This is a genomic window from Rhodothermus marinus (assembly GCF_009936275.1).
GTDB classification, from domain to species: domain Bacteria; phylum Bacteroidota; class Rhodothermia; order Rhodothermales; family Rhodothermaceae; genus Rhodothermus; species Rhodothermus marinus_A.
This window is the reverse complement of the sequence record NZ_AP019797.1, coordinates 3,220,696-3,237,450: the sequence shown is the minus strand read 5'-3', so window position 1 is coordinate 3,237,450 and position 16,755 is coordinate 3,220,696. Positions and strand designations below refer to the sequence as shown.

The following is a 16,755-nucleotide window of genomic DNA, read 5'->3' as shown; positions in this document are numbered from 1 at the left end:
CGGCGGCGTGTAAGTTAGGCCGTTCACGCAAAAACGCCGACAGTGATCATGTCCTGGTGGGAAGCCCTGATTCTGGGTCTGTTGCAGGGGCTCACGGAGTTTCTGCCGGTATCGTCGTCCGGTCATCTGGTGCTCGGCCAGTACGTGCTGGGGCTGAATCCGGGCGGCGTGACCTTCGAGGTATTCGTGCACTTCGGGACGGTGCTGAGCATTCTCACGGTCTATCGAAAGCGGGTAGGGGCCATCGTGGGCGAAGTGTGGACGGCGCTGCCGCGTCCGGCCGAGTGGCCGGCACGCTACCGGGAGCGTGACCCATTCCGGCTGGCCGTCTGGATCCTGATCACGATGATCCCTACCGGGCTGGTCTATGTGCTGCTGGGCGACTGGATCGAGCAGACGTTCGAGCATCCACGTTTTGCGGCGGGCATGCTGGTGGTAACCGGTGTGCTGCTGGTGCTGACCCGGTTGCGGCGGCATCCGGACGGCGATCTGTCGCCGCTGAAGGCGTTCGTGGTGGGCGTGGCCCAGTCGGCCGCCATGCTGCCAGGCATTTCGCGATCGGGTTCCACGATCTGCGCGGCCATCTATCAGAACGTCCGGCCCGAGCGCGCCGCCGATTTTTCTTTTCTCATGCTGTTGCCCGTGGTGCTGGGAGCCACGCTGCTGAAAGGAATCGAGCTGCTCGATTCACCCGAATCGATCGGCATGGTGCCGCTGGTTCTCGGGACCGTGGCGGCCTACGTTTCGGGCGTGGCGGCCATCAAGATGCTGCTGCAGGTGGTGCGGCGGGGCCGGCTGGAGTATTTCGCCTACTACTGCTTCCTGGTGGGGCTGCTCGGACTCTGGCTGATTCGGTGAGCGCAACTCCGGGACGGCATCTTTCGTACAGCGCATGCCATAACAATCGGTCTGTGCCATGCCGCTGACCTACGAGGAAGCTGCCCGACGGGAGATCGAGCGCTGGGTGCGTTCCGGGGGGCCGCTGTGGCAGGAGGTTTTTGATCGGGCAATGCGTCCGGTGGACTGGCTTGTCGAGCGCGTGACGCCGGCCGACTGGCGGGCGCAACTTGACGCGGCGGTGGCCCGCTTTCTGGAGACGCTGCACGACGTGGCGGGCTGGACCTTCAACGAGCAGTACGTGCTGGAGGCCGTGCGCAAGGCGGGCGTGGCGGCCGATCGGATCGAGGCGTTGCGCACCGAACCGCTGGAGCGGCTCGATCCGGTGGCGCGCAGCTTCTTCGGCCAACATGCCGTGCTGGCCGCGCTCGAAGGGGCCGGAACCGGTCTGGGCGGCTTTACGCTGGCGGCGGCCGACGTGCCGCTGCTTTTCGGGATCAACCTGCGGTTGATTCAGCAGATCGGGGCGGTTTACGGCTTCCGGGTGCAGGATCCGGTGTACCGGCCGCTGGTGCTGGCCATCTTCAATGCGGCGGCGGCCGGCACGTCCGAGGCCCGACAGGCGGCCTGGCGGGAGGTGAGCGTGGCGGCCGCGCTTCTGGCGCGGGGGGCTTCCTATCAGGGACGCACGCGCGACTTCGTGCGCGAGCAGAACCGGCACCTGCCCCGCGAGCTGGTCAAAAACCTGGCGCGTCGCAAACTGGGCCAGCTCATCCCGCTGGCCGGACTGGCCGTGGGTGCCGGCATCAACTACGTCTTCACGCGGGAAACCGGCGAGGCCGCCTACATGCTCTTCCGTGCCCTGCATCTCGAACACCGGGGGCGTCGGTAACGGCGGGAACGAAATCGCCGGCTGCGGGCTTCTACGCGCCGGACCAAACTTCTGTGGAGTGGAGCGATGGCGCTGGTTGCAATTGTGGGACGGCCCAACGTCGGGAAGTCCACCTTCTTCAATCGACTGACGCGCTCGCACGAGGCCATCACGCACGACCAGCCGGGCGTGACGCGCGATCGCGTCTACGGCACGGCCGAATGGAACGGCGTGCGCTTCTCGGTGGTGGACACCGGGGGCTACGTCCCCAACTCGTCGGACATCTTCGAGCAGGCGATCCGCGAACAGGTGCAGATCGCCATCGAGGAGGCCGACGCCATCCTGTTCATGGTGGACGTCACCACCGGCGTGACCGATCTGGACGACGCGCTGGCCGAGCTGCTGCGGCGCACGGACAAGCCGGTCTTCGTGGTGGCCAACAAGGCCGACAACGACGAGCGCACCTGGGAGGCCAGCACGTTTTACCAGCTCGGCCTGTCCGAGGTCTATCCGATCAGCGCCCTGAGCGGTCGGGGCACCGGCGAGCTGCTCGACGCGCTGGTGAAGCGGCTTCCGGCACGCAACGGCGAGGCCGAAAGCGACGAGCGGCCGCGGCTGGCCATCGTCGGACGTCCCAACGTGGGCAAATCGTCGCTGACGAATGCGCTGCTCGGACAGGAACGCTCGATTGTGACCGACATCAGCGGTACCACGCGCGACGCCGTCCATTCCGTGCTCAAGTACTACGGCCGGGAGATCGTGCTGGTCGACACGGCCGGACTGCGCCGCCGCTCCCGCATCCGGGAAAACATCGAGTTTTACGCCACGCTGCGCACCGAGCGGGCACTGCGCGCGTGCGACGTGGCCATCACGCTGATCGACGCGACGGAAGGACTCACCGCCCAGGACATCCGCATCCTGCGCCAGGCCGAGGAGCTGCGCAAGGGCATGGTGCTGGTGGTGAACAAATGGGACCTGATTGAAAAAGACGCCAACACGATGAAAGAATGGGAGGAAGCCATTCGTTACCGGCTTCCGACCTGGCAGCATGTACCGCTGGTGTTCATTTCGGCGAAGACGCGCCAGCGGATTCACCGTGTGCTCGAAGAGGCGCTGCGCGTCTATGAAAACCGGCAGCAGCGCATCGCTACGAGCCAGCTCAACGAAGTGCTGCAGGAAGCCATCCGGCAGCAGCATCCGCCCACCTACCGGGGACGGCCGGTGAAAATCAAGTACGTGACGCAGGTCGAGACGGCACCGCCCGTGTTCGCGTTCTTCTGCAACTATCCCGAGGGTATCAAAGAGCCGTACCGGCGTTATCTGGAAAAGCAGATCCGGGCGGCGTTCGGCTTCGAGGGCGTGCCGCTGACGCTGGTGTTTCGGGAAAAGTAGCGAATGGCGAACCCTGGCGGCCTGCTTCGACGTTTACCGCCCGGTGCTTCGGACGAACCCAACGCGCACGACCCATGCCCGGAAAGCCTGTCAATCTGGCCTCGCCCAACGAGCGCAAGCTGAACTTCTGGGAGCGGCTCTACCTGCCGGCCGTCGTACAGGGGCTGGCCTACACCTGGCGCAAGATGCGCTCGCCGCTGTACACGTTCCAGTATCCGGACGAACTGTGGTATCCGCCGGACAGCTACCGGGGGCGGCCGGTGCTCGTCGAGGAAAACGGGCGACCGCGCTGCGTGGCCTGCGGGTTGTGCGCCCGGGCTTGCCCGCCGCTGGCCATCTCCATGCAGGCGAAGGAGGTGGACGATGTGAAGGAGCGCGAGCCGGCCTGGTTCGAGATCAACATGCTGCGGTGCATCTACTGCGGCTACTGCGAGGAGGTCTGTCCCGAAGAGGCCATCGTCATGTCGAAGGAATACGACCTGACGTTTCAGAGCCGCGACGAGGCCATCTTCGGGCTGGAGAAGCTGCTGGTGCCGGCCGAGCGCCTGAAGGATCGCCTGGAGTGGCTTGATCGCTACAAAGATCCGCAGTACGGCCAGCACTGGGAATTCCGGAAAGAGAACAACCTGCACAGCCTGAAGGACCGGCCGTTCCTGAAGTGGCTGCTGGAAGAAGAGGGGATGGAAGAACTCAAAAGCACGCACCTGCGGCCCGAGGAGCCGGTCGCGGCGGAGCGGTCGTGGGGCGGCGTGCGGGCCGAAGGATAAAATGGCCGGAAAACCACGGGACGAAGCCGAACTGCGCGCCGCGCTGATCGACCAGCTGGCCCATCTGCTGCGCGAGATCGAAGCGCTGCAGCAGGTCATCGACCTGGTGCCGGAGCCGTTGCAGACGGCACGGCCGCTTCCGGAAGAGCCGTCGCTGCGGGAAACCTACGGCATCCTGGCGGCGGCCGACGAACGGGTGTTTCTGCCGACGATCCGGGCGCTGGTGGCGGGACAGACCGAAGCGCTGGCGCTCCCGGACGACCGCGTGCTGCAGGAGGCCGAGGACTGGAACGCGCATCCGCTGCCCGTCATTCTGGAGCGTCTGCAGCAGGCGCGTCGGGAGCTGGTCGCATCGCTCCGGCAGACGCCCCCGGAGGTCTGGGAACGGACGACCCGTTGCGGCGAAGAATCCTGGGACCTTTACCGCTACGCCTATTTCATCATCCAGCACGACACCGAACTGCTGCGGGCGCTGGCCTATCGGCTGCACGCCGCCCACCTGCCCGGCCGGCCCCGCCCGGTGGTCTGAATGCAACAACGCTGCAATTTCGGCAGGGCCTTGTGGTCGGGGTCTTGTTTTTCTACCTTTCTCTTAAGAAAGTGTGAAGGTCCGGCCGATGTAATGAAAAACACGGAGGCGGCACCAACAGGGTGATGGGACAGCAGACCGGGGGACTGTCGTTTGAGCAACTGGAGGTGGCCTTTCAGCACGGCAACTTCGCCCCGTTGTATTTCATCTACGGCGAAGAGTCGTTTCTGATCGACACGCTCCAGCAACTGCTCATCGAACACGCACTGCCGCCCGAGCTGCGGGCGTTCAACCTGGACATCGTCTACGGCGACGAGACGGAGGCTCGCGCCGTGCTGGCCCTGTGTCAGGGGCTGCCGGTCATGGCGCCGCATCGGGTGGTGATCGTCCGCAACTTCGACAGCCTGCGCGAAAACCGGCTGTTTGCGGCTTACGCCGAACGGCCCAATCCGCAGGCCATTGTGCTGCTGGCCTGTAGCGGACGGCCCAACCTGAACGCGCAGCCTTACCGGGCGCTGCGTCAGCATGCGGTCTGGGCCGAGCTGCGGCCGCTGCGTCTGGCCCAGGTCCCCGGCTGGCTGGCCCGCTACGCCGAGCGCGAAGGCTACCGGCTCGAGCCCGAGGCGCTGCAACGCCTGGCCGAGTACGTCGGGACCGACCTGCAGGCCGGCGTGCAGGAACTCCGGAAATTGTTTGCCTACGCGGGCACGCGGCATACGTTAACGCTGGATGACATCGTTACTGTCAGTGGACAGACGCGCAGCTACAATATCTTCGAACTGCAGCGGGCGGTAGGGGAGGGACGTTATTCAGACGCAGTCTACATAGTGGAACAATTATTGCAACATGCGTCGAATCCGCGCAGCGAGGCGCTCCGGATCGTGTCGTTTCTGACAACTTTTTTCACGAAGCTCTGGCGACTGACACTTTGCCAGGGGCAGCGTCTGTCGAACCAGGCGCTGGCCGGGCGCATCGGCGTGCCGGCGTACTTTCTGCAGGAATACCTGCAGAGTGCCCGCCGGTACGGAGGCGACGCGATCCGGCGCGTGCTGGCGGCGCTGCTGGCGGCCGACGTGGAGTTGAAAGGGGGGAGCCAGCGCGATCCGCGCCTGGTGCTGCACCTGCTGCTCCGGCAGGTGCAGGCGGCCTGCCGGGCGCCGCTGCAACAGGCGGCCTGAATTCTGAAAACAAACCCTTGATCGACTGGCGATGAACATTCAGCAGAAAGAGCGGGTGGTGTTGCGCAGGGAGGCGCTGCAGCGGTTGCCGTCCGAAGAAAACAAGGCGCGCTATGAGGAACTCCAGCGCCTGAGCGACGAGGACCTCATGTCGCTGTTTCAGGCGGGAACGGTGGAGGCCTTCGACATCCTGGTGAGCCGGTACCAGGATCCGCTGGCCAACTATCTGTACCGGTTCCTGGGCGATCCGAAGGAAGTCGAAGACCTCCTGCAGGAGACCTTTATGCGCGTGTATCGCAACCGGCATTCCTATCGCCGGATTGCGAAGTTCTCGACCTGGCTCTACACGATCGCCGGTAACCTGGCGCGCTCCGAGTACCGGAAGCGCAAGCGGCGTCGTGTGTACTCCCTGCAGTCGGTGAACCGGGACGAAGAGGAATACGAGGTCGAGATCCCGGACGAGACGTTCGCCCCGGACCGGCACACCGAGAGCACCATCCAGGACCGCTACATCCAGGAAGCGCTCAAGCAGATCCCGGAGGAATTCCGGGAGGTGGTGGTGCTCCGCGATGTGCAGCAGCTTTCCTACGAGGAGATCGCGGAGATCACCGGCCTGCCGATGGGTACGGTGAAAAGCCGGATCAACCGGGGTCGGACGAAGCTGCAGGCACTGCTCAAGGACGTTTATCCGATGCCCGAGGAATCCTAACGCCAACCGTTGTCGTAAGTGAAGGGCCGGTGGGAACACTCCTGCCGGCCCTTTGGCGTAAAAGCAGGGGTGTAACTTGCAGCGTCTGGTGGCCTATGCGTGAGGATTACCACGATCCCGACTCATCGCAGCCGGAGCAGGACTGTCCCTTCAGCGATCTGGATGAGCTGTTGTGCGAGTATGTGGACGGGACGATGGATCCGGCCGTGCGGCAGGTATTCGAGGAGTACCTGCGCACCAATCCGACGCTGGCACACCACGTAGAATGTCTGTGCCGGACGCGGCAGTTGCTCTGCCAGCATGGCGCCTGCAGGCTGCGGGCACCGGATGGCTTTCAGGCACGGCTGCGGCAGCGGCTGGCCTGCGAGATGATGCGGGAGCAGCGGTCGCTGGAGTACCTGAGCCTGCCGCTGCGTAGCGCCACAATGCTGGCCTCGGCGGTGGCACTGCTGGTGATTCTGGGGATGTGTACCGGCGTTTTGCTCTACCTGGAGCAGGAAGCAGAGCTGCCCGGCGTCGTGGTGCAGGCTGCCAGACCGGAACCTGTTCCTGCGTTCCGACTCGAAGCGCTTGCGCCGGTGCGCGCCGAGCGTCGGGTGTTGCCGGGTTCGTATCAGCCCGACTGGGCGCTGTCGGCCGCGTGGAACCGAAAGGACCGTGCGCCGATTCATTACGACACGCTCCAGACCATGCGCTTCGTGCAAAGAAGCCATGGAGCACCTTGACAGGTGCCGGTAAAACGTCGTACTATAGGACGCCTGAAAAAACGGGCCCTTAGCTCAGCGGTTTAGAGCGCTCGCCTCACACGCGAGAGGTCAGTGGTTCGAATCCACTAGGGCCCACCTGCCCGCCACCGGAGGGTGGCGGTTTTTTTTGCTGGAAGGCAACAACCCTTCTGCGATCGGTCTGTCCGGCCCGTGTCGGTGGGTTATACGATTTCCGGAATAGTGCATGCGAGAAAGCACGGGCGCACACGGCGGTGCGCCCCTACCAGATCCTTGACGTTTTCCCTATCCCGTAGGGGCGGACCGCTGTGTCCGCCCGATCATACCCACCGGATCACGTATGCCACATGGGGTGCGGTACCCTCATGCACCGGTAAATCACCGATCCCATGTTAAAACGCCGGGCTGATGCGGAACCAGAGTGAAGGCCGGTAGCCCTGGCCGAGGTCGCGCAACGGCCAGGCCAGCTCCAGGCGCACGCTCCGCCCTTCGTCGAAGCCAAGCCCGATGCCGGCCGCGCTCAGCAGGTCCTGCGTCCGAAAAGCGTCGGTGCCGAAGGCGTTGACCCAGCCGGCATCCACAAAGGCCAGAAAGACCAGATCTTCGATCACCTTGCCGGGCACCAGCGAGACGCCCTGAACGACCAGCTCGGCATTGCCCAGCAGCATCCGCGTGCCGAGCAAGCTGTTCTGGGTATAGCCGCGCACCGATCCGATACCGCCCAGGAAGAACTGCTGCTGAATGGGCGCGGCGTCGTCGGCCCAGCCGCCGCGCAGGCGCAGGTTCAGGCGACTGTGGCGGCCGGTGAACAGGTAGAGGCGTCCGTCGGCCACGTAGCGGTTGTAGGAGAAATCGCCGCCCAGACCGCGGCCCAGTTCCGCCTGCAGACGCAGCGCCCAGCCGGCGGGCAGGTCTCTGTAGGCGAGAATGCGTCCGGCATCCAGCGTCAGCACGACCGCCTGCCGGCGGCCTTCACGGGCGGGCTGGTTGACCTCGGCGGCCTGGTGGTCGAACATCGCCCATCGGGTTTTCTGGGGCAGCGCCCGGTGGTCTTCGGCGCGGAAGCCCAGACCCAGCTGGGCATAGCGCGTCAGCCGCTGCACGGCATAGAGCTGCCAGCCCTCCGTTTCGTAGTAGAGCGCATAGAAGTCATTGCCGAAGAAGAAGGCGGCCAGCGTGTTTTCCAGCGGGGCGGTCTTCCACAGGTCATCGGTGCGGGTGGTGCGGTAGTAGCCACCGCCCAGCTTGAGGTAGAACGCCTCGCTTTGGGCCGGATTGAGCACCGTTTCGGCCCCGACTTCGTAGCGCCAGCGGCGCAGCGCGAAGGCATAGGCCAACTGACCGACCAGACGCACGCGGTCGTATTCGGTCCATTCCAGCGGCTCGGTGCCCAGGCCCAGCACCAGCCCTTCTACCCGGTTGTAGCGGAGGCCCGGTAGCGAGCGGTACAGGGCCGTTTCACGGAAGGGCCAGCGATGCGGGAAGTCGCCCGCGAAGGCGGCCAGCGGTCGCGGCCGGCGGCAGTCCAGTTCCCAGAATTCCGCGCAGACGGATGGGCGCAGGTGCAGGCCCGGCAGGGTTTCGTCGCGCGTCGAGTCGGGTTGCGGCGCGAGTAGCAGGCCGAAGAGCAGGAGCAGCCACATAGCCCGTTCACGGTTGCGTGGACAGGAAAAGCCGACTTCAGAAAATACGAAGCAACCGCAGAGAAGTTACTTCGTCTCGCCAGAAGGTACCTGCGGAGCGGCCACGCTCGGGTGTTGAAGAACGTGCCGGTCCAGCAGTTCGCGCTGCTCCTGCCACCAGCCGTGCGCCAGTACGAGCAACACGGACAGCGCGAAGGCCGCCAGCGTGATACCCAGCACGATGAGCGAACGGCGGGGCCAGGCTTTTTTGACGGGGGGCACGGCCGGATCGACCACCTGCACGGCTTCGACGCGGCGCTCCTCTTCGAAGCGGGCCTGCTCGTACAGCGGGGCCAGCACTTCCAGAATACGGGTCTGCAGCAGGCGCTCGCGCTCCAGGTCGAAGTACTGGCGCAGGGCCGAGGGGATTTCCTGCTGCGGGACGGGCAGCAGACGCTCCTGGCCTTCAAGGGCTTCTCGGTAGCGCCGTTCGGCCGTCGCCTTCATATCGGCCAGCACGCGCACCTGCGGGTTGTCGTCGCCGAACTGCGCGCGGAGCGCCTCGTACTGCATTTCGGTCTGCAGCGCTTCGGCGCGCAGCGTGGCCACGTATTCCAGAAAACCCTGCGCCTGCGCCTCCAGATCGAACAGGCCATACCGTTTGTGGAAGGCCTCCTGGGCGTCGAGCACCGAGTCGAGCCGGGCCAGCGCTTCGTGATAGCGGCGCTCGACGTACTGGCGGTAGCGTCGAGCGCTCTGCGTCAGCAGGTCGGCATTGATGCGATTGAGTTCTTCCACCATGAAATTGGCCATCTCGGCCGCCCGCTGCGGGTCGCGATCGAGTACGGAAATTTCCAGATACTCGAAGTCCGGATCGACATCGAACGAGACGTTCTCTTTCAGTGCTTCGATCGCAGCTTCGCGTGGATGCTTTTTCTCCTCCAGCCCGTAGACCGCCACCAGGTTGAAATGGTCCACCAGGCGCTCGCACATCGTGCGGCTGGAGAGGATGCTCAGGTAGCGCTCGTAGCCGGCCGTGTTGCTACCGCCCAGCACGCTGCCCAGGACGCCGGGCAGATTGCCCAGCAGTTGGGAAGCCAGCGGACTGAGTCCGCCGCTGGCCGGGGGGAGCACCCGTGCGGTGGCCCGGTACCAGTTGGGCAGCAACAGGCTGAAGATCACGGCGCCGATGGCAGCAACCGCCGTGACCCCGGTGATCAGGCGGCGGGCGCGGTAGAGCCTACGCAGCGCATCCCAGGCGCGCTCCTGCTGAGCGTCTGTTGTAGGCCGGGTCGTCATGGAGCCGTCAACGCGTGATGGCGGCATAGGCGGTAACGATGCCAACGATGGTGGAGATTCCGGTAAGGATGGTCTGAACGGTCAGAATGCGATGCTGGCGGCGGGAGATCTGGTCGTTCAGCACGAGTTGTGCCACTTCCGGGGTGTCGGCCACCGGCTGTCGATCGACAAAAATCGTATCGCCGGAATAAACCGGCGCCTCTGGTCCACGGCGAACCTGTCCGGTGCCCGCGTCAAAGACATAGATGGCACGGGCTTGAGGACCCGGGCCTCCGGCTTGCATGATGTAGTACCGCGCGGGCTGACCGGGATGGTAGGGGACATAGCCGGGGCTGGCCACATGGCCGGTCACAAAGACGGTCTGTTCATCTCTCGGGATAACCACACGGTCGCCCTCGTAGAGCGGAAGGTCGGGAGCTTTTCCTTCCAGGATGTCCGCAACGTTAACCACAACCCGATTGGCCTGTAGGGATTGATGCAGATAGAACCGGCCAAAGAAATCCAGATCGGTGGCCTGGGCGGTGCCCTTGAAGTAGAAGGATCGGGTGCGTTCGATGTAGGCAACGCGAGGGTTGGCTTCCGGCAGAAGACCTCCGGCCAGTTCGATCAGTTGTCGCACCGTGGTCTTTCCGTGTTCGATCGGGTAGGTCCCGGGATAGCGGACGAAACCATAGGCGGCGGCCGTAGCCGTTTCCGTGCTGGTAACAATCACGCGATCGCCTGCCTGCAGCGAAGGTGCCCGTTCTGGATGTGCCAGCAGGGTGTCGAGCGCAATCAGCTGCGGGGGCATTGACCGACGAACAAGGCGAACTTCTTTGAGGCGGCGCAGGCCGTCCGGCCCCGCGGCGACGGCTAAAAGGTCCAGGACCGTGTCGTCGGGGCGCACGTCATAGGCTCCCGGATAAGGAATGGGCCCCTGAATGGTAACGGCGTCCCGTTGCACGTGAAAGGCCGGGACTTCGACGACGTCGCCGTCCTGCAGGTAGGGATTCTGAGCAAGCGATCCCGTGGTATAATAGCGAAGTAAGTCGAGGCGCAGCGTCGTTCCGTTGCGATGAAGCAGCACGTTGCGAAGCGCTGGTACAAAATTCCCAGAAGCCTCCGCTCGATATGCTTTTAAAAAAGCAGCAGATGGTACAACCGGGGTTTCCGTGGTTGCTTCGGTTGCTTGTGGCGTCGTTGCATCGGACAGCGGCGCGAAGGCCTGTTCGAGGATGTCGCTGACGCGCGCGATTGCTGTCGTGCGCACGCGCCCTGGGTTGGGGACGGCGCCGGTGATGTGCACATAAAACGAACGGGGACGGCTCAGCACGACGTCGATCGGGACCCGGGCAAAATGAGGTTGCAGAAACCGACGTACCGTATCCCGCACGGCCGCCAGCGTTTTCCCCGCTACGGTCAGGGTGCCGAGTTCGGCCAGTGTCAGCTTGCCTTCCGCCGACACTTCGGCCTGCAGCGTCTGGCCGAAAGCCCCGCCGATCATGACGGTCAGCACGTCGCCGGGACCCACCCGGTAAGTCGCCGCATCAACGGGACCCTCCAGCGCAAGGCTTTCCGCCGGACGTTCCAGTTGTTGCTGCAAAAGGCGCTGGAGCGGCAGCGCCTGTCCTTGACGCTGTGGAAGTTCCTGTCCGTAAAGTGGAAGGGCAAGCCACAGCCACAGAAATCCGCCAACAAAGCCAGACCAGCGCATGTGACGCATGGAAAGCAAACTTCTCTTTGCGTTCAGAGCAATCTGCGTAAATTGTGGTAGCGTGTAGGCGATAGGCGGACTATTGGAAGGTGGGATCGCTTAAACAAAGCTACAACAAACCGTCGTTAGAAGCAACGAATCAACACGAAAGTTGTTGTCAACAAGCCTGACAGAACTCGCGCCAGCCAAGATCAATCTGGGACTCCGGGTGCTTCGACGCCGGCCGGACGGCTATCACGACATCGAAACCGTGCTGCTGCGCATTCCCTGGGCCGACCGACTGGCGTGGACGCCCGCCGACTCCTTCATATTTACCTGCTCCGATCCGTCGCTGCCCACCGACGAGCGCAACCTGTGCGTGCAGGCCGCCCGGCGCCTGGCCGAACTGCTGCGGCGACCGCCGACGGGATGGCTACATTTGGACAAACGGGTACCCTACGGAGCTGGACTGGGCAGCGGCTCGAGCGATGCGGCCGCTACCCTGCGGTTGCTGCTGCGTGCCTGGAATCAGTCGCTGGCGTCGGACGTGCTGCACGGGCTGGCCGCAGCGCTGGGCTCGGACGTGCCGTTTTTTCTGCTTCCGGCTCCGTCCGCGCTGGCCACCGGACGTGGCGAACGGCTGCAGCCGCTTTCCGGGTATCGCTTCCCCTTCTACCTGGCCGTGGTGGTGCCGCCGCTTCACATCGCCACGGCTGCAGCGTACCGGCTGGTGCAGCCTTGCGACGGCCGCACGCCGTCCCTCGTGGAGCTGGTGTGCACCAACGACCCGGAACGCTGGCGACAGGCGCTCGTGAACGACTTCGAGGCGCCGCTGTTTGCCCGCTATCCGGAGTTGGCCGCCCTGAAGCAGTGGCTGCTGGAGGCCGGGGCCGTCTATGCGGCGCTCTCCGGATCGGGCTCGGCACTGTTCGGTGTCTTCACCGAATCGGAGGCTGCGCGGCGGGTGGCCGAGGAAGCCCGCGCACGCGGTCTGCGTAGCTGGCATGGACAACCCGAAAATGCGTCATGATCGTCGCTACCTGGAACGTCAATTCGATCCGCGCCCGCCTGGAGCGGGTGCTGCAGTGGCTGGATCGTACGGAACCCGACATTGTGTGCCTGCAGGAGACCAAAGTCGTTGATGCCGACTTTCCGGCCGATCCGTTTCGCGAACGTGGCTACGAGCTGGCCGTCTTCGGCCAGAAAGCTTATAACGGCGTGGCCATCCTGAGTCGGCTGCCCCTGCAGGACGTGCGGCGCGGCCTCGACGGCGAGCAGGAAGCCCGCTTCCTGCAGGCGCGGTGCGGCGACCGACTCGTCGTCTGCAGCGTCTACGTGCCCAACGGTGGGACCGTCGGGTCCGAGGCCTGGGACTACAAGCTGCGCTGGCTCGACCGCCTGCGGGCTTACCTGGAGCGAGCGGCTTCGCCCGAGACGCCACTGTTGCTGGCCGGCGACTTCAACGTGGCGCCGGAGCCCCGCGATGTCGCCTTTCCCGAAGCCTGGGCCGACAGCGTGCTCTTTCACGAAGCGGTACGGGCGGCTTTCCGCAAACTGATCGACTGGGGCCTGGTCGATCTGATCCGGCTTCATCACGAAGGTCCGGGCCCGTTCACCTGGTGGGACTATCGCAACCTGGCCTTCCCCCGGGGCGACGGGCTCCGGATCGACCACCTGCTGGCGACGCCTCCGGTAGCCGCCTGCTGCACGGAAGCCGGCGTGCATCGGGAAGAACGCAAGGGGAAAAAGCCCTCGGATCATGCGCCCGTCTGGGCCCGGCTGGACCTGTAATCTTTCCGCAACGTCTGCGGATTCCGGCAAACTTTGCGGAAAGCCGGGCATATCTATAACCGGACCCTGGAACCAGACCGATCAAATCATGCCGACGGTGAAAACCATGGAAACGGAAGTCAAAGAAGTCACGCGGGAGCAGCTCATCAAAGGGCTCAACGAAGACCTGGCGCACGAGTACCAGGCCATCATGATGTACACCACGTATGCCGCCATGACGAGCGGCATCCATCGGCCGCTGTTGAAGGAGTTCTTTGAAGGAGAAATTCCGGAAGAGCTGCGCCATGCGCAGTTTCTGGCCAACAAAATCACGGCGCTGGGTGGTCTGCCCACCACCAAACCGGCGCCAGTGAAACTGGTGGAAAGCAACCGGGCCATGCTGGAGGAGGTCCTGAAGGCCGAAGAGGAGACGATCGCCCGCTATGTGCAGCGGCGCAATCAGGCCGAGGCCTTCGGTGACTACGGGCTGGTGAACGACCTGGAAGAGATTATCAGCGACGAGACGCGCCACAAGGAGGAGACCGAGAAGCTGCTGCGTGGCATGACGGAACACTGAGCATGACACGCGCCGTCAGGGAGCGCCGGCCCCATCAGGATGTGATCGTGGTGGGCGCCGGCGCGGCCGGCCTGGCCGCAGCCGAAGCGCTGGGGCGGGCCGGCCTTTCTGTGTGGTTGCTGGAGGCCCGCGATCGGATCGGCGGCCGCATTCGCACCTGGCGCGATCCGATTTTCCCCGTGCCCGTGGAGCTGGGAGCCGAATTCGTACACGGTCGCCCGGCCGTCACCCTGCAATGGCTCCGGCGGGCCGGCATCGGCCTGATTCGCGTTCCGGAAGTGCACGGGCTGTTTCTGGACGGGCGGATGCAGGCGATCGACCTGCTCCAGACGCTTCGCCCCATGCTGGAGCGGCTGCCGGATCCGAAAGCCCCGGATCGCGCCTTTTCCACTTTTCTGGAACAGGACCTGTCCGGCGACGAGCTGATCGCCACGCGGGCAATGGCCCGCATCGTGGCCGAGGGCTTCGAAGCGGCCGATTCCGAGCAGCTCAGCGTGCAGGCGCTGGCCGAGGACTGGCGTCTGCGTGGCGACGAGGCCGACGATTACCCGCAGTTTCGTCCGCTGGGGGGATACGACCGGCTGGTCGCGGCGCTGTACCGCAGTCTCGACCCCGAACGGGTGCATGTGTATCTGCAGACGATCGTCCACACGGTGCGCTGGGAGCCCGGACATGTCGAGGTCGAGGCACAACAGGCGGGAAAAAAGCGCCGCTTTCGCGCGCGGGCACTGGTGCTGACCGTGCCGCTCCCGCTCCTCCGGGACGAGGGTGAATTTGCACTTCGGTTCGACCCACCGCTTCCCGAACGCTGGCGCACGGCGCTGGCGCAACTGGGCATGGGAGCGGCCGTGCGCGTCAACCTGTGCTTTCGGGAAGCCTTCTGGGAGCGCAACGCATCGTTCCGGGAACTGGCCTTCGTGCACGCCCCGGACGAAAGCTTTACCACGATCTGGCATCCGCTGCCGCTGCATGTGCCGGTGCTGTTGGCATGGGCCGGGGGACCGGCCGCCTGGCGGCTGCACGACTGGCCGGCCGAGGAGATCATTCAGGAAGCGCTGCGCACGATCGGTCGCATCTCTGGCGTGCGTGATCCGGGCCGATACCTGATCGGCGCCTGCCTGCACGACTGGCAGCGCGATCCGTTCGCGCAGGGGGCCTACAGCTACGTGCGTCCGGGTGGACTCGAAGCGCGCCGAACCCTGTGCCGGCCTATCGAGGATACCATCTTCCTGGCCGGCGAGGCCACCGATCTCGAGGAATCGGCCACCGTGGCGGGCGCCCTCCAGAGCGGCTATCGGGCTGCCCGGGATCTGCTGACAGCACTTGCCGGCGAGCCGGTCACGGTGCCGTCAGACTGAACGAAGCCGGATCGCGCGCCCAGGACCTGGGCAGCATGCTCTCGACGCGTCCGCCTGCTTCCTCCGGAATCAGAAAGCCGACGCCGAGCGTGTGGCCCTGATAGCGGACCAGCACGTAGCCCCGGCCGGTGCAGTGGGTCAACTGCTCCGGGCGCACCCGAAAATCCCGGCGGGTCAGAAACGCCTCGGCCTGGCGCGCGTCGGCGTCGATCACGTTGCGCGTGGCGGCGTGGCCGAACTGCTGAGCCGCCGCCGTCGAAAGCTTGGGAAACTTCAGGTAAATGCGCAGAAACGGAAGACCCACGGTGCGGGGACGCGGGTGGGCCGGCGGACGGTGATCGGCCGTCACGATGTAGACCTTCTTGCGGCCCGGCTGCACGAGCACGTAGCCGTCGAACGTGGACGGCGGAATCCCGAAGCGCTCTTCCAGATAGCGAAAGTACGGCGTCGGATCGACGATCTTGACCGCCTGTTGCAGTTCCGGTGTCCCGTTCATTTCAGGCCTGTCGTTCGAGTACGGCTACAAAGAAACCACCCGTGTCGTTCAGGTGCGGCCAGACGCGCAGCGCCAGCTCCAGCGAAGGATGCAGGCGCCGGCCGTTCCATTCGGTGAGGCCCGGCGCACCCCGGAAGCCTTCGAGACGGGCCGGCAATAGTCGCAGGGCTTCGCCCCAGCGCTGGAGTACGGTATCGACAACCAGTTCGTTCTCTTCAGGGGCGAACGTGCATGTAGCGTAGACGATGCGGCCGCCCGGGTGGCACAGCGTCACGGCCCGGTGTAGTAGCGCCGTCTGCAACCCGCAGAGTTCCGGTGCCCCGGCAAACGCATCGGCTACCTGCTGATCCTTCCGGAAATTCCCCTCGCAGGAACAGGGCACATCGACCAGCACGCGATCGAACGGACCGCTCTCCAGAGGATAGTCGGCCCCGTCGTGCAGTGTGGTAGTGACGTTCAGCAGCCCCAGGCGCTCGATCGTGCCCGAGAGCTGACGCAGGCGCAGCGGGTTGCGGTCGTTGGCCACGACCGTACCCCGGTTCTGCATGCGGACGGCGATCTGGGCCGTTTTGCCACCGGGGGCCGCGCAGAGGTCCAGCACACGCTCGCCGGGTTGCGGGTCGAGCAGCGGCACCGGCAGCAGCGAGACCTCTTCCTGCACGTGGTAGTGTCCCAGCACGTAGGCCAAGCGGTTGCCGGGCTGGCTGTCGGGCGGCAGCCGAAAAGCATCAGAGCGCCAGGCAAGCGGCTCCGGCTTCAGCCCTTCGGCCTCCAGCGCGGCTTTCACCTGTTCGGGCGTGGTGCGCAGCGTGTTGGTCCACACGCACACCGGCAGCGGCCGCCGGAGCGCCGCCACAAACGCTTCCCAGTCGTCCACAATGGGCCGATATCGGATGAACGCGGTGGGCAGCTCCATGGTCGTCTGTTGAACAGATGCACGGGGTGCACGCAAA

General features: G+C 64.9%; 17 protein-coding genes and 1 tRNA gene. 13 read left to right on the top strand and 5 right to left on the bottom strand.

What is annotated here, in order from left to right; genetic code table 11:
* Nucleotides 1–48: 48 nt before the first annotated feature.
* The 9 genes from GYH26_RS14150 (at nucleotide 49) to GYH26_RS14110 (ending at nucleotide 7,125) form a co-directional block, all read left to right on the top strand.
* On the top strand, nucleotides 49–858 hold the full coding sequence (locus tag GYH26_RS14150) for an undecaprenyl-diphosphate phosphatase (protein WP_161542198.1): 810 nt from the start codon (nucleotides 49–51) through the stop codon (nucleotides 856–858).
* Between the two features lie 58 nt (nucleotides 859–916).
* On the top strand, nucleotides 917–1,729 hold the full coding sequence (locus tag GYH26_RS14145; RefSeq protein WP_161542197.1) for an EcsC family protein: 813 nt from the start codon (nucleotides 917–919) through the stop codon (nucleotides 1,727–1,729).
* Between the two features lie 66 nt (nucleotides 1,730–1,795).
* Nucleotides 1,796–3,100 carry a ribosome biogenesis GTPase Der gene (gene der, locus GYH26_RS14140; protein WP_161542196.1) on the top strand — a complete coding sequence of 435 codons (1,305 nt, stop codon included), beginning with the start codon at nucleotides 1,796–1,798 and terminating at the stop codon, nucleotides 3,098–3,100.
* A gap of 74 nt (nucleotides 3,101–3,174) precedes the next feature.
* Complete coding sequence (locus tag GYH26_RS14135) at nucleotides 3,175–3,867, top strand: NuoI/complex I 23 kDa subunit family protein (protein WP_012845113.1); 693 nt, start codon at nucleotides 3,175–3,177, stop codon at nucleotides 3,865–3,867.
* Between the two features lies 1 nt (nucleotide 3,868).
* The gene (locus tag GYH26_RS14130) at nucleotides 3,869–4,396 is read left to right on the top strand and encodes a DinB family protein (RefSeq protein ID WP_161542195.1); all 528 of its coding nucleotides are present in this window, start codon (nucleotides 3,869–3,871) and stop codon (nucleotides 4,394–4,396) included.
* 125 nt (nucleotides 4,397–4,521) lie between these two features.
* On the top strand, nucleotides 4,522–5,574 hold the full coding sequence (holA, locus tag GYH26_RS14125) for a DNA polymerase III subunit delta (RefSeq protein WP_161542194.1): 1,053 nt from the start codon (nucleotides 4,522–4,524) through the stop codon (nucleotides 5,572–5,574).
* A 31-nt stretch (nucleotides 5,575–5,605) separates the two neighbouring features.
* Nucleotides 5,606–6,283 (top strand): RNA polymerase sigma factor, encoded by a 678-nt coding sequence (locus GYH26_RS14120; protein ID WP_161542193.1) that lies wholly within the window; start codon nucleotides 5,606–5,608, stop codon nucleotides 6,281–6,283.
* Between the two features lie 95 nt (nucleotides 6,284–6,378).
* Nucleotides 6,379–7,008, top strand: a complete 630-nt coding sequence (locus tag GYH26_RS14115) for an anti-sigma factor family protein (RefSeq protein WP_161542192.1) — start codon at nucleotides 6,379–6,381, stop codon at nucleotides 7,006–7,008.
* A gap of 43 nt (nucleotides 7,009–7,051) precedes the next feature.
* Nucleotides 7,052–7,125, top strand: a tRNA-Val gene (locus GYH26_RS14110).
* Between the two features lie 275 nt (nucleotides 7,126–7,400).
* Here the strand turns inward: GYH26_RS14110 and GYH26_RS14105 are convergent.
* The 3 genes from GYH26_RS14105 to GYH26_RS14095 all read right to left on the bottom strand — a co-directional run bounded on the left by GYH26_RS14105 (nucleotide 7,401) and on the right by GYH26_RS14095 (nucleotide 11,631).
* Nucleotides 7,401–8,651: a DUF5686 family protein gene (locus GYH26_RS14105; RefSeq protein ID WP_014068083.1), complete on the bottom strand. Its 1,251-nt coding sequence runs from the start codon at nucleotides 8,649–8,651 to the stop codon at nucleotides 7,401–7,403.
* 66 nt (nucleotides 8,652–8,717) lie between these two features.
* Nucleotides 8,718–9,929, bottom strand: a complete 1,212-nt coding sequence (locus tag GYH26_RS14100) for a GumC family protein (protein WP_161542191.1) — start codon at nucleotides 9,927–9,929, stop codon at nucleotides 8,718–8,720.
* A gap of 7 nt (nucleotides 9,930–9,936) precedes the next feature.
* Nucleotides 9,937–11,631, bottom strand: coding sequence for a polysaccharide biosynthesis/export family protein (locus GYH26_RS14095; RefSeq protein WP_161542190.1), 1,695 nt, complete (start codon nucleotides 11,629–11,631; stop codon nucleotides 9,937–9,939).
* Nucleotides 11,632–11,773: 142 nt separating this feature from the next.
* On the opposite strand from GYH26_RS14095, the gene ispE reads away from it, so the two are divergent.
* From ispE to GYH26_RS14075, 4 genes are all read left to right on the top strand, one after another.
* Nucleotides 11,774–12,631, top strand: a complete 858-nt coding sequence (gene ispE, locus GYH26_RS14090) for a 4-(cytidine 5'-diphospho)-2-C-methyl-D-erythritol kinase (protein ID WP_161542189.1) — start codon at nucleotides 11,774–11,776, stop codon at nucleotides 12,629–12,631.
* Nucleotides 12,628–13,392 (top strand): exodeoxyribonuclease III, encoded by a 765-nt coding sequence (gene xth / locus GYH26_RS14085; protein WP_161542188.1) that lies wholly within the window; start codon nucleotides 12,628–12,630, stop codon nucleotides 13,390–13,392. The genes ispE and xth overlap by 4 nt, the downstream gene beginning before the upstream one ends.
* An 88-nt stretch (nucleotides 13,393–13,480) precedes the next feature.
* Entirely contained in the window at nucleotides 13,481–13,948 is a 468-nt protein-coding gene (locus tag GYH26_RS14080; protein WP_197738535.1) for a ferritin-like domain-containing protein, read from the top strand.
* A 2-nt stretch (nucleotides 13,949–13,950) separates the two neighbouring features.
* Nucleotides 13,951–15,306 (top strand): flavin monoamine oxidase family protein, encoded by a 1,356-nt coding sequence (locus tag GYH26_RS14075; protein WP_161542187.1) that lies wholly within the window; start codon nucleotides 13,951–13,953, stop codon nucleotides 15,304–15,306.
* Here GYH26_RS14075 and GYH26_RS14070 read toward each other — a convergent pair.
* Together GYH26_RS14070 and GYH26_RS14065 are read right to left on the bottom strand one after the other, a co-directional pair.
* Nucleotides 15,287–15,802 (bottom strand): hypothetical protein, encoded by a 516-nt coding sequence (locus tag GYH26_RS14070; protein ID WP_161542186.1) that lies wholly within the window; start codon nucleotides 15,800–15,802, stop codon nucleotides 15,287–15,289. The genes GYH26_RS14075 and GYH26_RS14070 overlap by 20 nt on opposite strands.
* Nucleotide 15,803: 1 nt before the next feature.
* A complete protein-coding gene (locus GYH26_RS14065) occupies nucleotides 15,804–16,718 on the bottom strand; it encodes an RsmB/NOP family class I SAM-dependent RNA methyltransferase (protein ID WP_161542185.1) in 915 nt (304 codons plus the stop codon).
* Between the last annotated feature and the right edge of the window lie 37 nt (nucleotides 16,719–16,755).

Coding starts and splice junctions, on each gene's coding strand:
- der (WP_161542196.1), top strand. CDS start 1,796: ATGGCGCTGGTTGCAATTGTGGGACGGCCCAACGTCGGGAAGTCCACC.
- GYH26_RS14135 (WP_012845113.1), top strand. CDS start 3,175: ATGCCCGGAAAGCCTGTCAATCTGGCCTCGCCCAACGAGCGCAAGCTG.
- GYH26_RS14150 (WP_161542198.1), top strand. CDS start 49: ATGTCCTGGTGGGAAGCCCTGATTCTGGGTCTGTTGCAGGGGCTCACG.
- GYH26_RS14115 (WP_161542192.1), top strand. CDS start 6,379: ATGCGTGAGGATTACCACGATCCCGACTCATCGCAGCCGGAGCAGGAC.
- holA (WP_161542194.1), top strand. CDS start 4,522: ATGGGACAGCAGACCGGGGGACTGTCGTTTGAGCAACTGGAGGTGGCC.
- xth (WP_161542188.1), top strand. CDS start 12,628: ATGATCGTCGCTACCTGGAACGTCAATTCGATCCGCGCCCGCCTGGAG.
- GYH26_RS14075 (WP_161542187.1), top strand. CDS start 13,951: ATGACACGCGCCGTCAGGGAGCGCCGGCCCCATCAGGATGTGATCGTG.
- GYH26_RS14100 (WP_161542191.1), bottom strand. CDS start 9,929: ATGACGACCCGGCCTACAACAGACGCTCAGCAGGAGCGCGCCTGGGAT.
- GYH26_RS14095 (WP_161542190.1), bottom strand. CDS start 11,631: ATGCGTCACATGCGCTGGTCTGGCTTTGTTGGCGGATTTCTGTGGCTG.
- GYH26_RS14130 (WP_161542195.1), top strand. CDS start 3,869: ATGGCCGGAAAACCACGGGACGAAGCCGAACTGCGCGCCGCGCTGATC.
- GYH26_RS14065 (WP_161542185.1), bottom strand. CDS start 16,718: ATGGAGCTGCCCACCGCGTTCATCCGATATCGGCCCATTGTGGACGAC.
- GYH26_RS14145 (WP_161542197.1), top strand. CDS start 917: ATGCCGCTGACCTACGAGGAAGCTGCCCGACGGGAGATCGAGCGCTGG.
- GYH26_RS14080 (WP_197738535.1), top strand. CDS start 13,481: ATGCCGACGGTGAAAACCATGGAAACGGAAGTCAAAGAAGTCACGCGG.
- GYH26_RS14105 (WP_014068083.1), bottom strand. CDS start 8,651: ATGTGGCTGCTCCTGCTCTTCGGCCTGCTACTCGCGCCGCAACCCGAC.
- GYH26_RS14120 (WP_161542193.1), top strand. CDS start 5,606: ATGAACATTCAGCAGAAAGAGCGGGTGGTGTTGCGCAGGGAGGCGCTG.
- GYH26_RS14070 (WP_161542186.1), bottom strand. CDS start 15,802: ATGAACGGGACACCGGAACTGCAACAGGCGGTCAAGATCGTCGATCCG.